The 13798-nt window shown below is 57.9% G+C and carries 7 protein-coding genes and 1 pseudogene; 1 reads left to right on the forward strand and 7 read right to left on the reverse strand.

Annotation, left to right across the window (positions count from 1 at the left end; genetic code table 11):
* Positions 1 to 174 precede the first annotated feature (174 nt).
* From ATK23_RS00670 to ATK23_RS00690, 5 genes are read right to left on the reverse strand one after another with little or no spacing between them, the layout of a single operon-like run.
* On the reverse strand, positions 175 to 1569 hold the full coding sequence (locus tag ATK23_RS00670; protein ID WP_066139990.1) for a DUF6414 family protein: 1395 nt from the start codon (positions 1567 to 1569) through the stop codon (positions 175 to 177).
* Positions 1559 to 2803: an AAA family ATPase gene (locus ATK23_RS00675; RefSeq protein WP_100339219.1), complete on the reverse strand. Its 1245-nt coding sequence runs from the start codon at positions 2801 to 2803 to the stop codon at positions 1559 to 1561. The genes ATK23_RS00670 and ATK23_RS00675 overlap by 11 nt, the downstream gene beginning before the upstream one ends.
* Positions 2803 to 5808, reverse strand: coding sequence for a restriction endonuclease (locus ATK23_RS00680; RefSeq protein ID WP_066140360.1), 3006 nt, complete (start codon positions 5806 to 5808; stop codon positions 2803 to 2805). The genes ATK23_RS00675 and ATK23_RS00680 overlap by 1 nt, the downstream gene beginning before the upstream one ends.
* A 2-nt stretch (positions 5809 to 5810) precedes the next feature.
* Positions 5811 to 7739: a site-specific DNA-methyltransferase gene (locus ATK23_RS00685; protein WP_066139984.1), complete on the reverse strand. Its 1929-nt coding sequence runs from the start codon at positions 7737 to 7739 to the stop codon at positions 5811 to 5813.
* 57 nt (positions 7740 to 7796) lie between these two features.
* Positions 7797 to 10682 carry an SNF2-related protein gene (locus ATK23_RS00690; RefSeq protein ID WP_066139982.1) on the reverse strand — a complete coding sequence of 962 codons (2886 nt, stop codon included), beginning with the start codon at positions 10680 to 10682 and terminating at the stop codon, positions 7797 to 7799.
* Positions 10683 to 11354: 672 nt separating this feature from the next.
* On the opposite strand from ATK23_RS00690, the pseudogene ATK23_RS00695 reads away from it, so the two are divergent.
* Positions 11355 to 12009: pseudogene (locus ATK23_RS00695) on the forward strand (transposase); the annotation flags it as partial.
* A 203-nt stretch (positions 12010 to 12212) separates the two neighbouring features.
* On the opposite strand, the gene ATK23_RS00700 reads toward ATK23_RS00695, so the two are convergent.
* Positions 12213 to 12761, reverse strand: a complete 549-nt coding sequence (locus ATK23_RS00700) for a flavin reductase family protein (protein WP_245858258.1) — start codon at positions 12759 to 12761, stop codon at positions 12213 to 12215.
* On the reverse strand, positions 12748 to 13788 hold the full coding sequence (locus tag ATK23_RS00705) for a methionine synthase (protein ID WP_066139976.1): 1041 nt from the start codon (positions 13786 to 13788) through the stop codon (positions 12748 to 12750). Before ATK23_RS00705 ends, ATK23_RS00700 begins: the two co-directional genes overlap by 14 nt.
* Between the last annotated feature and the right edge of the window lie 10 nt (positions 13789 to 13798).

A 13798-nucleotide genomic window follows, 5' to 3' on the forward strand; every position in this document is an offset into this window, starting at 1 on the left:
CATAGCAACTATTGCAGATACCGGCTCCGCTTCGACGCTACGACGACCTGTGAGATCTTTCTGCGGTAAGTTATGACGAATCGCGCCTATCAGGGGCATCCCCGGCATACGGATTCCGATGCTCGAACGCGCGACCCAAATAGTGATGTTGCCGCAAGAGCCGTCGGTTCCGCATCACCAATAGATCGCAATAACTTCCGTATCGAGTATCCGTCCAGCATACCCAGAGTCCTCAACCATAGCTGGGATAGAAGTACTCGCAGGCGCAGGGAGTCCCTTGCTCCGTGGCAGAAGCTCGAGACCTGATATAGCTCGTGCTTCCTGGCGTGCCTTTAGATCGTGATCAGGCGCGGGTGCTTCAATCCCCAACTGAGTAACCACTTGATCTCTCACAAGATCGAATGCTTCTCGCTGCGCAATCGCGTTTGTTGCTCCGCTTGACACCCGCATCGCTAGTGCAAGATAGTCTCGCTCTTGTTCGTAGCTCCAGGTCACGTTTACCGGAGCGATTGCAAGCCTGTAATTCGTAAGCGCATTTGCGAATGCGACATTCTGGGCGGGCGCGGTCGCAGTAGTACGGTCGTCAACAGATGGGCTTTGTATCGCGTTGATTTTGTCAACGAAGTCGGGCGCAACCTCGCTAAATAGATCAGCTAACTTCACTGGCGTCCAATTGTCGTGCAAACCGTCCCGAGCCACACGACACAGCATCGTGAATCTAGCATCAGAGAAAAGAACTCGCCGAATATCCTTCCAGAACCCAAGATGCTCCGTCACTCCAGTGACAAAGAGGGGACGGAGCTCAAGGTCGAGGTTAACCGCGGCATCCTTATGCACAACATGCTCTACCCCATCGATGAGAACAACCACATAGTTCAATACCGTAGCCCTGATCGGAATCAGACCCGTGAGAAACTGATCAAGAACTTTCATAATGGGCTCAGACTCGCGCAAGAAGCCAAGTACGCCACTGGATGCAAACATCTCCGGATAGTCTCCAGCCATCGCAGACCACTCGTTCATCATCGCTTTGAGCTTGAAGACGGGGTCCACTGCCAGCTCGACCGCGACCTCAACCAGATCTCCACGGACAAAAGTAGAAGCCTCCGCTGCCACATTCGTCGGCGCTGAGAGCACGTCAGCTGGTTCATTGAGAGCATTAACTCGTTCAGGAGCAGACAGCCTGAACTCAAGCGGCTGTTCTCTCAACTGCTTGAAAAGCGTCTGAATTAGGGCCTTCCGGAAACTCTGCGTACTGTCACTGTTGTTCGTTTGGTAACGTGCCGTTGTCCTAGACTCGGCCTTACCTACAAGATCATTTCCTGCAGAGACACTCGCGCTGCCGACGAGTTCCGCTTCGTCGGCCCGGGATATTGTCTGAGTGACGGCCTCTGGGATCGTGTCCGTTTGTGACACAAGGAGGCTATGAAGGCTCACGGCATCTAGATACACAAATTCTCGAAGCGGGAGCTCCTTCTTTATCTGCTCTGCGTCAATCTTCCGTCTACGACGCTCTCGCCAGTCGTGGAATGACTTCTTCGGATGCCGCAGCCAATTCTTAAGCGACATTGACAGCGTCCATTCTCGCGCGTTCAGGACGAGAGCGCACGCGCTCGAAAGCGATTGCAATGTCCTCATCTGCGATCCGCGAACGCCTGTCACCAGCTGCAAGAAGTGCAGCCTCGGTCCAGATCGCTGTCAACATCGCCCCGGACCAACCATCCGTTGCACGGGCGAGCTCATCGATGGGGAGTCCACCATCAACTTGAAGCTCAGAGGCTTTCATTTTGAGGATCTGTAGGCGGTCGTGCTCCGTGGGCAATTCGAACGAGATTTCCCAGTCGAAACGTCCTGGTCGGAGGAGCGCCTCGTCAATGTCCTCAACACGATTAGTAGCAGCGATGACGATCACGTTGCTGTCTGCTTTGAACCCGTCAAGCAGCGTCAATAGCTGGGCGACTACACGCTTGGACTCGCCGTTGGAGTCGGCACTCCGACGAGCAGCAATACTATCGATCTCGTCAAAGAATATTATGGCGCGTTCTCTCTTGGCTGCATCCTCAAATAGTCGCCGGAGTGTTTCCTCGCTGTCACCAACCCATTTGCTAACGATCGACGGCCCGCTCACTTGATAGAAAACCGCTCCTGAAACGTCGGCGATTATTCGTGCAAGAAATGTCTTGCCTGTACCGGGCGCCCCCGTAAATAGGACACCTTTCACCGGCTTCGCACCGATAGCCTTTAGATCAGCAGCCCGACCGAGTTGCGTCTCTATTAGCTCTTTGGCCCGCGCCTTGACTTCGTCGTATCCTCCGAGGGCATCGAAGGTGAGAGGTGACTCGCCCGGCTTGACGATGTACTCCGCGAGGTCCTCGTCCACTCCTGTTTCTCGATAGCGGATGGGTGTTTTCGAGACAATATCCACGATCCCATCGACTTCGGTGTACTGAATCGTGTTTCCTGGCTCGACACCGATAATCTGTGGACCGTTCAGGATACGCATACCACCGCCACTTGTCTCGACAACAATCTTATTCCTGTCGTCGAGGATCTTTCTGACTACGCCGACGCTGCTGTCATCAGGCCATGCAGCGTTTGGGGCCGGAAACCACTGTTGGTCTTCGCTTACGAAGATGATTTCACCGCGTTTTAGATCGACTGGTTGCGAGAAGGAGAATCGGCTGTTGCCGCCATTCTGAAGGCGACCATAGAAGACGTGACCGTCCTCAATTACATCGATCACCTTAATGAATATCCCGTCCGTCCTGGACTCAAACTCTCCACCAGGTTCATCCTCCTCCACTAGATCTTCCATCCTCCCGGCACCGACACTTCGTAGTCCGGTACGCCGATCGCTTTAAAGTGCGCACGGGCGGACTTGATTTTCGCGTTCTCCGTCGGGCGACGCTTGATTTCGTCCTCAGTGCTTTTCGTCTCACGGATCATGTAGACGCGCTCCTCGCCGTCCTCGTGCTTCACTATCGCCCAGTCCGGGTTGTACGGCCCGACCGGGGTGTCGATCTTGAACTTGTCCGGCAGCTTCATGAAGAACTTGATGTCCTCGCGGCCGTCGAGCAGTTCCGCGAACTGGCGCTCGGGGTCGGAGTCGTAAACGACGTAGTCGAAGTTCGACTTGTCCGCGTTCTCCAGCTTGTACATCTGGTCGAGGAAGCGTTCCTTCTCCTCCTCGCCGTCCTTGCGCAGCTCACGCAGCTCGTAGACGGAACCTGCGATCTTCTCGTACTGCACGCCATCGACGACGAGCCTCGCGAGCTCGGTCTGCATGAGGCGCTTGGCCATGGCGATGAAGTCGTTCGGGTTCGCGATGAACTCGCCCAGCCGGCCACTACCGACGAGGACGTCGACGATGGTCTTGCGTGTGAGGGATGTGGCCTCCTGCAGCTCTCCGATGATGTCGGGCAGGTCGTAGCTGCCTCGGAGTTCCTGTTGCCGTGACCCGAGCTCCTGGCCCTTCGCACCACCGCGGAGCACCTTCACGCCCGCACGGGTGACCTGGATGCGCAGCGGGTCGATGTCTGGTGCTTCCTTGATCGCCTTGACCGAGTTCTCGATGATCTTGTCGCGCTCCACCTCGACGCGGTAAGTCGTGCGGCGGCTGATCGTCTCCCAGAACTTCTCGAACTCCGGGTTCGCGAACAGCTCCTTGTTGAGCTTGCGCGAGTGCCGCTTGCTCTTCGGCTTGAAGTACTTGCCGATGTTGGCACGGCCAACCAGCTCGATGACGAACGGCTCGGCCCACATGAAGTCGACGGGCATGTTGAGGCTGAAGTCGAGCGTGTTCGGCTGGAACTTCGGCTGCACGACGCCGTCCTTGTCGATGAACTTCTGCGCGAGCAGGTGCTCCCAGATCGACACGGATCCCTCGTAGCCGAGGTTCTCATCGGTGAGAGACCCGTCCGGGTTCTGCAGCGGGATCTTCGAGAACTCCGCCTTGCGGACACGCCCGATCTCGACGCCCGCGTCCTTGTATTCCTTCTGGAGCGCATCGGCGAACTGCTTGTACGACTCGTTCGCGACCACGGTCAGCGTCGCGATGCCGCGGTCGGCCACACGCTCGTAGCCGCCCCCGCTCTTCGCGACCGGCAGGCGTAGACCACGCCCGAGCGTCTGGCGTCGTTCCGTCTCAGCGCCCATTTCGCGCAAGGTGCAGATCTGGAAGACGTTCGGGTTGTCCCAGCCCTCGCGCAGGGCAGAGTGGCTAAAGACGAACCGTGTCGGCTCGTTCTCGTCGAGCAGACGCTCCTTGTCCTGCATGATCAGTTCGTACGCGTCATCGTCGGCCTTCGTGGCACCGGACGTGTCCTGGAATTTGTCCGCCGCGCCCTTCTTGCCCTTGAGGACAGAGAAGTAGCCGCGACGCAACTCAGCCGGATCCTGCGGGAGCAGCTCCTGCCACTGCGGAGACTTGGCGCGCTCCTCACGGAACAGCTCGTCGAACCACTGCACGAACTGACCGTTCGCATCGTTGTTGTTCGAGCCGTCACCGAGGAAACTCTCCACCTTGTCGATGAAGAACAAGCTGAGCACCTTGATGCCCTTGGCGCGCAACTGCGTCTCCTTGCGCAGGTGCTCCTTGATCGTCTCGCGGATCATCTCCTTGTAGATCGCGCCCGACGACCCGCCGATGCTCTCGCCCTGGTACAGGTAGCCATGCAGTGTCAGGTCGACGTAGGCGGGTTCGATGCTCATGTCGTTGACGCGCCAGCCGTCGTAGCTTGCGTTGTCTGTCAGACGAGGATCCGACAGCTCCTGGTTCTGCTTGACGTTAACCAGGCGGCGTTCTAGTGAGCCGTCCGCCTTGCGGCAGGACAGCTCCAGCCGGGCAACCCAGCCCTTGTCGTTCTTGACCTCGACCAGCTTGATGTAGGGCGTCGCGTCCGCTCCTTGCTGCTGCACGTCGGCCACCACGATCTGCTTCACCAGACCGAGGTCGTGCGCGTCGACCGGATCGAGCCGGTAGACAACGTTGCGGAGCTTTTTGTGCGTCGCGCTGTAGCGCAGGGTGAACACGGGGTCGAGTTCGCTCACGGCCGACTGCGAGAGCCTGGATTCCATGTTCTGTGGCTCGTCCATGATGACGACGGGGTGCGTCGCCTTCAGGTAGTCAATCGGTTTGAGGCCGTTTAGTTTGTCGCGCGTCTGGTGGATGATGCGCGTCGCCGCGTTGCCGCGGATCGAGTCGATCGTCATGACCATGATCTGCACGTTGGTCGACGTCGCGAACGACTGCACCTCCTCAGCCGTCTTACCGCTGTAGACCGACGAGTCGAAGGTGATGTTGCGCTTCTTGTACAGGTTCTCGAAGTGCGACCGCATGAGCCGGATGCTCGTGTTCACGCCCTCACGGATCGCCACGCTCGGCACGAGGATGACGAACTTGGTGAAGTTGTACTGGGCGGCCAGCTCGAAGATGGTGCGGAGGTACACGTACGTCTTACCCGTACCCGTCTCCATCTCGATATCGAAGTCGAGCGCCGAGTCATCGAACAGCTTCGAGGCAACCTCGAGACCGTTCTTGTCCTGCACGCGCTGCAGGTTCGCAAGCACCGTGTCGCGATCAAGCACCAGGCGGTTGCCGACGGCGCCCACCTCCTGCGAGAGATCGAGGTCGAGCGTGGCATTCTCCGTCTCGTCGACAGCGGCCACCTGGCCCCGCAGCGTCGTTTCCAGCTTCTCGGCGTCCTTCGGCTGACCATCAAACAGGTCGACCACCGACTTAATCGCGTCCAGCTGATAGGGCTGACTGGCGTCGAACTTGAATCCGCTACTCGCTGTGTTGTCTCCCATGATCAGGCCGTCCACAACTCGATGCCCTTGCTCTTGCAGAGCTGAGCCAGATTGGTCTTGAGCTGGTCATCGCCCTGGAACGCATCCTCAAGGACGATCAAGCGAGCAGGGTCCTCGTCCACCACGGCACGCAACTGGTCGAGCGTCGGCTTGACGTGCTCGTTCAGGTAGGCGAGCACGATGCCATCGCCCACCGCGCGCAGGTTCAAGCCGGCCACTTCGACCGGTGCGATCTGCTCGGTCAGGGAATAGCCCTGCTTGAGGAGGATCTCCGAGAGGAGGTCGTCCGGCAACCCATCGTCCGCGCTACTGCTCTCGCGAAGGTCGAGCAGGTGCTGCTCCAACTTGTTCAGGTCGACGTCACTCGACTGCTTCCACTTGGTGAAGTTCGTATCTACCAACGAATAGGAGCGGTAGCCGATATCAAGCGGTTCACTCCTGACACCCAACTGGCTCTCAAAAGCTGCCTTCACCTTTTCCCCGGACAAGTGCACACGCTGCCGCGCAACGTCGGCGATGGTTTTGAAGCCTGCTTTGCCAGCTTCCGAGGTGGCGTCTACTGGTTCGGGCAACTGTACCTGGATATGTTTCCGACTACCGCCGTCCTCCGAATTAAGCTGCATCACAGCATGAGCGGTCGTCGCGGAGCCTGAAAAGAAGTCAAGCACGAGAGAGTCCGGGTCAGTCCCGATGGCGACCATCTGCTTGATGAGCTCGACCGGTTTTGGGAAGTCAAATACCTTCCGCCCGAATAGGGCATCCACCTCTTGAGTTCCCTTGTTGGAGATCAGCTCTTTTCCAAACCACACAGTCTTGGGAGCTTCCGTTATTCGACGGACCTTCTGGAAGATGCGAATTACACCATCAGAGCCCCTACGCGCGGCGAGCTCGCGTTCTTCCGCGCGAGCCTTCTCGCGTCCCCAGCGCCATACGCTTTCAAGCCCATCGACAACGATGGCTTCAACAATGTCGGAGTACTTCGAGTCGACGCTGACAGCCATCAATCCGTCCTTATCGGCTGAATTTGCGTCGACATAGAACGGGTAGCGCAGGTTAGGACGGTTCGTGGAGTTGAACGCCTTCGCGTTCTGGTTCCTCAGCTCGCGAAGGTTGAATCCGCCGTGGTGGTCTGAGTACTTGAAGGTTTTCCCCTCGATCGATATCTCGTTGAGCTGAGTCGCCGCCTCGCTCTTTGCGTAGACGAGAAAGTACTCATGACTCTTAGCGAAGAAGCCGTATCTCCGCCCTTCGGTCTTCACGATAGTTGTGACTTGGGTAACGAAGTTGGATTCCCCAAATACCTCATCGCAGACCTTTTTGAGGTGGGCCTGCTCAGTCTCGTCAATGCTGATCATCACCACGCCGTCGTCGGTCAACAGGTTCCGCGCGAGCTTGAGTCGCGGGTACATCATGTTGAGCCAGTTGGAGTGGTAGCGACCCTCAGTGTCGGCGTTGGTCGAGAGCTTCTTACCCTCTTCATTAACCTGGCGCGTCCACTCGAGGTAGGTGTCGAGACCCTCCTTGTAGTTGTCCGGGTAGACGAAGTCTTTGCCGGTGTTGTACGGAGGATCGATGTAGATCATCTTGATCTTGGCGTGGTAGTGCTTCTGCAGGATCTTGAGCACCTCGAGGTTGTCGCCCTCGATGAACACGTTCTTGGTGGTGTCCCAGTCCTTCGAGTTCTCGAAGTCGGGGCGCAGCGTCGCTGTCGTCGGCTCCTGCGCTGCACGCAGGGCACGCCTCTTACCCGGCCAGAACAGACCGAACCGCTCACTGCTGTCGGCAGCGTCGCCGTCCAACAGTTCCTTGAGCTTCTCCACGTCCACCTTGCCGTCGGCGATGACCTCGGGCATCAGCTCAGCAAGCTGCGCCGCCAGCTCAGTCTGGAAGTTCGGGGTGGTGGATGGTGTTTCGTGGATTTCTTCGCTCATCGGGTATTTCTCTTTCCTCAGTTTAACAATTGTGATGTCTTTTGTGAATGCTGACCGTTACGCGACAATGCGCCAACAGATCGCGAACAGGTGCTCGGTGTCCTGAGTCCCCTGCAGGGATTGCTCGATCATGTCGAGCTTCTCGTCGATCTCTGCCTGCAGCTTTCGGCGTGCGTCGCGGAAGTCGTCGTCGGCTTCGTCCGCCCGGCGCTCCCACTTGCGGGCCTCGCGCTTAAGCTTGAGCTGCTCCATCGGGTCGTCCGCTTGCTTCGCCGCCTTGCGGGCTTCCTTTTCCTTGGTGCGGTACTCGCGGATCTTGCTCTCATGCTCGGCCTTGCGGTCCTGCTGGTTGCGGTAGAGCAGTTCCTCCTGCTGGTCGTAGTAGCGAGAGTTGCGCCCCTGGACTTCCTTCTCCAGCTCACCGAGCCGCGCTTTGAGCTGTGGCTCGACCTTGGCGACATCGACCGCGACGGGTTGTCCACCCACGCCCTGGCAGGCGAGGTCGAGGATGTCGGCGACGTACTCCTCATCCAGGTACTGGCCGTCGTCGGTCATGCCACCGGCGAGCATGTACGACTCGGAGACGTCCTCGTCGCGAGCCCGCATCGTGAAGGTCAGTAGGTTGACCGTCAGCTCGCCGCTCTGGCCCTCGAGCGCCTTGACCGCGTTACTAGCACGCTTCGACTGGCTGAGAGAGAAGCTCAGCTCACGCGGTGGCGTCTCGTGCGTCTTGGCCGCATTCGTGACGTGTTGGGCAAGGGGACTGGCGTACCGGTACTGGTGTGCGTTCGGGAGCGGCTTCGACTTGAAGAAGTAGCGCCCCGTCGGCGCGCCCGCCGTTGGCGCTTCATTCAGGACGAACGTGCGCCCGTCTCCCTCGAACGTGGCAACCTCGCGTAGCTCGTGCTGGGTCACTGCCAGGAGCAGGCGCTCGAACTTGTTGAGCACCTCTCCGGACTGCTCGTCGTATGACTTCAGGCGATCCTGCACATGCGGGTCGAGGTTGTCGAAGACCTTGGCTTTGGCGCTGGCCATCTCTTTCGAGATCTCGCCGGCGTACTGATCTTCGAGCTGCTTGAACGCGGCATCGATCTCGCGGGCAGACTTGCAGCGGGTGAGGATGTCACTGATCCGCTTCTCGAAGTCCAGACCGTCCTCGACCGCGCCGAGCACCTCATCGGAGGCGCCGAACACGCTCGAGAACAACTGGAACTTGTTCGTCAGCAGCTCGAGGATGCGCTGCTCGGCGACGTTGCCCTTGTTGCTGAAGTTCACGACGACGACGTTGTGCTTCTGGCCGAAGCGGTGCACGCGGCCGATGCGCTGCTCGACGCGCTGCGGGTTCCACGGCAGGTCGTAGTTGACGAGCATCGAGCAGAACTGCAGGTTGATACCTTCCGCCGCCGCTTCGGTCGCGATCATGATCGTGCCCTGCTCGCGGAAGTAGTCCACGAGCGCCTTGCGGCGATCGACAGCAGGGATGCCCGTGATCAGGTCGCTGTCTTTGTTTGCCGTCAGCCACGCCTGGTAGATCACGGTCTGCTCGGGCGACGTGTTTGAGCCGTTGAACAGTACGACGCCTTTGCCGCGACCAGCGTCGGCCAGCGTGCGGGCGATGTACTCCTGTGTCTTCGTCGAGTCAGTGAAGATGATCGCCTTCTCGGCGGCACCCAGGTCGCGGAGACGCTCAAAGCCCATATCGAGGGCCTCGTTGAGCTTGACCGCCTTCTGGTTGACCGTGATCGAGCGGGCAAGGGCGGCGTACTCGCGGAGTTCATCGACCTCGGCACGCATGCGCTTGAGGGTCTCGGCATCGAGCTGCGCGCTTGAGGGCTGAGCTGACACTTCCTCGGCCTCCTCGACGATCTCCTCCTCGAGTTCGTCACCCGCCTCGAAGTCGGCCAGGAACAGCCCGCCACGGTTGTCGCGGAGCTTGCCCGCGGCAACCTCATCCGCCAGCCGGTTTGCGATGTTCTCCAGCGTACTCGCGACGGCATACGTCGAGGACCCTAGGCGCTTACGGATAATCAGTGCCGACAGATGACGCTGCGAACCCGCGAACGCGAACAACTCGTCGCGCTGCAGGTAATCGTTGACGAGGTCATACAGGCGCACCTCGTCTGGTGACGGGGTGAACTCGACGGTCAGTGGCATTCGCTGGGTGAATCGGATGTACTTGTTTGCATCTTTACGCAATGTGCGCTTAGAGATAGCCGCCACACGCTCTACTAGATCGTCATCGCCTGTCACGTCTCGGCTTTTTATATACCGCTCACGAAACGCGCCGAGCGAATGGAAGTAGTCGGGGTCGAAGATCGAGACGAGACCGTACAGCTCCTCGAGCTTGTTTTGCAGAGGCGTCGCCGTGAGCAGTACCGTTTTGTGCGCGCCTCGGGCGACGTGAGAGACGGCCGAAGCCATCTTTGCCTTGCCGTTCCAGTAACTGCGCAGGCGGTGCGCCTCGTCGGCTACCACCAGGTCCCACGACCTCAGTAGTGAGGTCTCATGACGAAGAACAAAGTCATATGAACAGATAAGAACTTCAGACGGACGGGTTCCCGCTTTTGAGAGTAAGACGTCCTTGTTTTTCGCGTCAAGGATTGATGAAGAGATAAGGAACTTCTCGTGTAGCTCCTGCTTCCACTGCTGACGGAGGCTGGATGGAGCGATGATCAGCACTGCGCGTCTTCGCTCGGCCCAATACTGGGAGATGACAATCCCAGCTTCGATAGTTTTGCCGAGTCCAACTTCATCTGCCAGGATCACACCGGGCAAGAACGGAGTTTGTAATGCAAAGAGCGCAGCATCGATCTGATGAGGTTTGGGTTCCACTTGTGCATCAAATAGGAGGCCAGCGAGCTTGCCCACATGATCATTGGCATAACTACGCTGTAGCTCGTGGGCAAAGTACTTTGATTGGTAATCAGAAATGGAAACAGTCATCAGTCTCTTCCTGATATTTGACGAGCCAGACATTTGGAAGCAACGGCAGCGATAAAGTCGCTGCAACTACGTGGTGATGTTGCGCTGAACTTCATTAAGGTGAACTCCTTTGCGCAACAAAGGCGCTGGTCACATTCTGTTTTCAAGGTTAGAACCAACCGTATCAGTCGCGACGGACAGATTGTCTATCGCATTCTGTGGACAAGTTCGTATGAATTCTTACAACCCGGGTTAAGTATTCGCACATGATTATCGTCCTTGGTGGTTTCATACGCCACAATCTTAATATTGAAGCCCTTTCTACACTTGGTCGCCCGCGCGTTGTCCCGCAAGAATTCTAGTAGCCGAACAATACGGATCACGGTCGGCAGTTCATGAAACACTCCGCGGTATATCTCCGAGAGAACCTTCCAGTCTTTCAAACAGGCCTTACCCCATTCAACCGCTGCACGATGCTTGGCGAGCTCTTTGTCGAACTTCTGATCTCTAATTGATCAAGCCATAGCGGTGCGTCGGACGACAGCGGCCGCTCCAATTAGATGGACAGATCCCGAGGATGACATCCCAAAGGAGTCAGAAGGTTCACGAGTCACACTTGGTCGAAGGAATCAGTACCACTCTACCGTCAACATCTACGGGCGAGTCAGCAAGCTTTTTGAGACTGTATGGCCAACCTCCTATTCTTTGTCGGTGATTAAGGAGCGGTTCATCCGGTGAATCGATGAGAAGAAATACTGGGAGCCAGCGCTGAGCGCTGACGGGACCAGCGTGATGATGCGTGGGTGATCGACGCGTCCAATGTGATCGATCTGAAGGACTACCCTCTAGGAACAAGGATTTACTTGCGGGCCGAGCCGTTGCATCCCGGCGCGAAAGCGACCTTGTTCGATACCGACGGGAACCGAGTGACCGCGTTCTTGACCAACAGCCCGCGGTTCAACGTGGCGTTCCTCGATGCCCGGCACCGGGCCCGTGGCCGGTGCGAAAAACGGATCAAGAGGGTCTGCTGAAGAGCGCGGGGTTGGGCAAGCTGCCGTATTGGTCTTTTGCCGCGAACCAGGCGTGGGCTGATCTGGCAATGCTCGCACTGAATTTGGTGTCGTGGCTGCAACTTGCTGCGCTGCCTGGTGGCCATGAGGCAGGCTGCTGGGATATGAAGCGGTGGCGGTACCGGCTGTTTTCAATGGCCGGGAAAGTCGTCACCGGCGGTCGGCAACGCCGGCTTCTGATTCCAGGCAAAGCGCCTGCAGCGCGGCTGTTATGCCAGCTGAAAGAAGGCAACAGTACGTTGTTCCAGCGATGGCGCCACGGTGAGCTGGCTGCCTGATCTGGTGGTTGTCCTGCTGTTTCTTTGGTTTCGACAGGTCCTTACAATCCAGGCAAGTGGAGTCTGGCATCGAGCGTCGGTGCGTCAAGGCGTTATTTGGCATGGACAGAGTCAGGAACTGCCGTCGAGAACTCCTTGGTATCGGATCTTGGCGGCCGGCAGAGTCCTCATGAAAATTTGGGTTAGACAGCGGCCGAACAGCCTCAATTGGATAACTGCGAGTTTTCATCCAGCCGATGCCAGGCGCGGTTGTGGTAAACCAGTCCGTTGCTGGGCTGGCCGGGTTCGCTATCGCGTTCAATGTGCGACTCAAGGGCGCGCGCGACAAAAACTGTGGATGTTCCTGCCTGAACCCGCTCGATGACTGCGCAACGAACCCAGGCCCGGACGCCATCAAATACCGGTTCGCCGCTGCTCAGCCTTGACCACGTTTGCTTCTGTGCGAAGCGGTCGATCCCACTGGTTGCCCCTAATTTAGCCACCTCGATGTCATGCGCATCCAAGCTGTGAACGACAAGAGAAATTGCGCGGGTAAGCACTTTGGCCGCCGAGGACAGCTCAGAAATCGAGAAAACGAGCAATGGCGGATCAACGCTGATCGAAGCCACGGACGTTGCCGTGAGGGCAACTGGTCCGTCGCCGGCATCGGCGGTTATCAGGCTTACGCCACCGGGGTGCCCGCGGAAGATCGCTTTGAAATCATCTGCGGGCAACGATGGTGTCGCTGATTCTGTCACTTCAGACGCGGGCACCAACAAGCTCCTCGCGCAGGATGCCAGCTCCTGCGCTGAGCGCACTGAGCTTGGCCAGGGCCACATCGCGGCGGAACGGGGCCATGCCGCAGTTGGTGCTGGCAATCAGCTTGTCCGCATCGACATATTCGAGAGCTTTGCGCAGGGTCTGCGCCACTTCCTCGGGAGTTTCCACAGCGTCATTGGCCACGTCGATGGCTCCAAGCATCACTCGCTTGCCGCGCACCATTTCGACGACCTCCAGCGGGACATTCGAGTGGTGGGATTCCAGCGAAACGGTATCGATGGAGGAAGCCTGCAATAGCGGGAAGGACTTCTCGTAGTGGCGCCACTGTGCGCCGAGAGTGGCTTTCCAATCATTGTTCGCCTTGATACCGTAGCCAAAGCAGATGTGGACCACGGTCTCGGCTTTGAGCCCCTCGCAGGCACGCTCCAGCGCTGCGATGCCCCAGTCAGCAACTTCATCAAAGAAGACATTGAAGGCTGGCTCGTCAAACTGGATAACATCCACGCCAACAGCTTCGAGTTCTTTCGCTTCCCGGTTCAGGATGGTCGCGAACTCCCATGCGAGCTTTTCACGGCTCTGGTAGTGAGCGTCATACAAAGTGTCCACCATGGTCATCGGGCCAGGTAACGTCCACTTGATCTGCTTGTCAGTGAATGAACGAAGAGCCTTTGCGTCCTCGACAAAAACTGGCTTTTCACGTTCTACGGCACTAACGACGGTAGGCACGCTCGCGTCGTATCGGTCGCGGATTCTCACTGTCTCACGCTTTTCGAAGTCAACACCGCTCAGGTGCTCAATGAAGGTGGTGACAAAGTGCTGACGGGTCTGTTCACCATCGGCAATGATGTCGATGCCGCGCTGGGCCTGTTCGAGGACCGCAGCGCGCATGGCGTCTTGCTTGCCTTCGCGCAATTGCTCGCCTTCAAGCTTCCAAGGGGACCAAAGTTTTTCAGGTTCGGCAAGCCATGAAGGCTTGGGCAGGCTACCGACAATCGACGTGGGGATAAGCGGGGAAGTCATGAGTTATCTT

The organism is Glutamicibacter nicotianae, from assembly GCF_002797775.1.
GTDB lineage: Bacteria > Actinomycetota > Actinomycetes > Actinomycetales > Micrococcaceae > Glutamicibacter > Glutamicibacter nicotianae.

What these genes read in the sequence shown, in the direction of transcription:
- ATK23_RS00670 (WP_066139990.1), bottom strand. Translation starts at nt 1,569, where the DNA reads ATGTCGCTTAAGAATTGGCTGCGGCATCCGAAGAAGTCATTCCACGAC.
- ATK23_RS00705 (WP_066139976.1), bottom strand. Translation starts at nt 13,788, where the DNA reads ATGACTTCCCCGCTTATCCCCACGTCGATTGTCGGTAGCCTGCCCAAG.
- ATK23_RS00690 (WP_066139982.1), bottom strand. Translation starts at nt 10,682, where the DNA reads ATGACTGTTTCCATTTCTGATTACCAATCAAAGTACTTTGCCCACGAG.
- ATK23_RS00680 (WP_066140360.1), bottom strand. Translation starts at nt 5,808, where the DNA reads ATGGGAGACAACACAGCGAGTAGCGGATTCAAGTTCGACGCCAGTCAG.
- ATK23_RS00685 (WP_066139984.1), bottom strand. Translation starts at nt 7,739, where the DNA reads ATGAGCGAAGAAATCCACGAAACACCATCCACCACCCCGAACTTCCAG.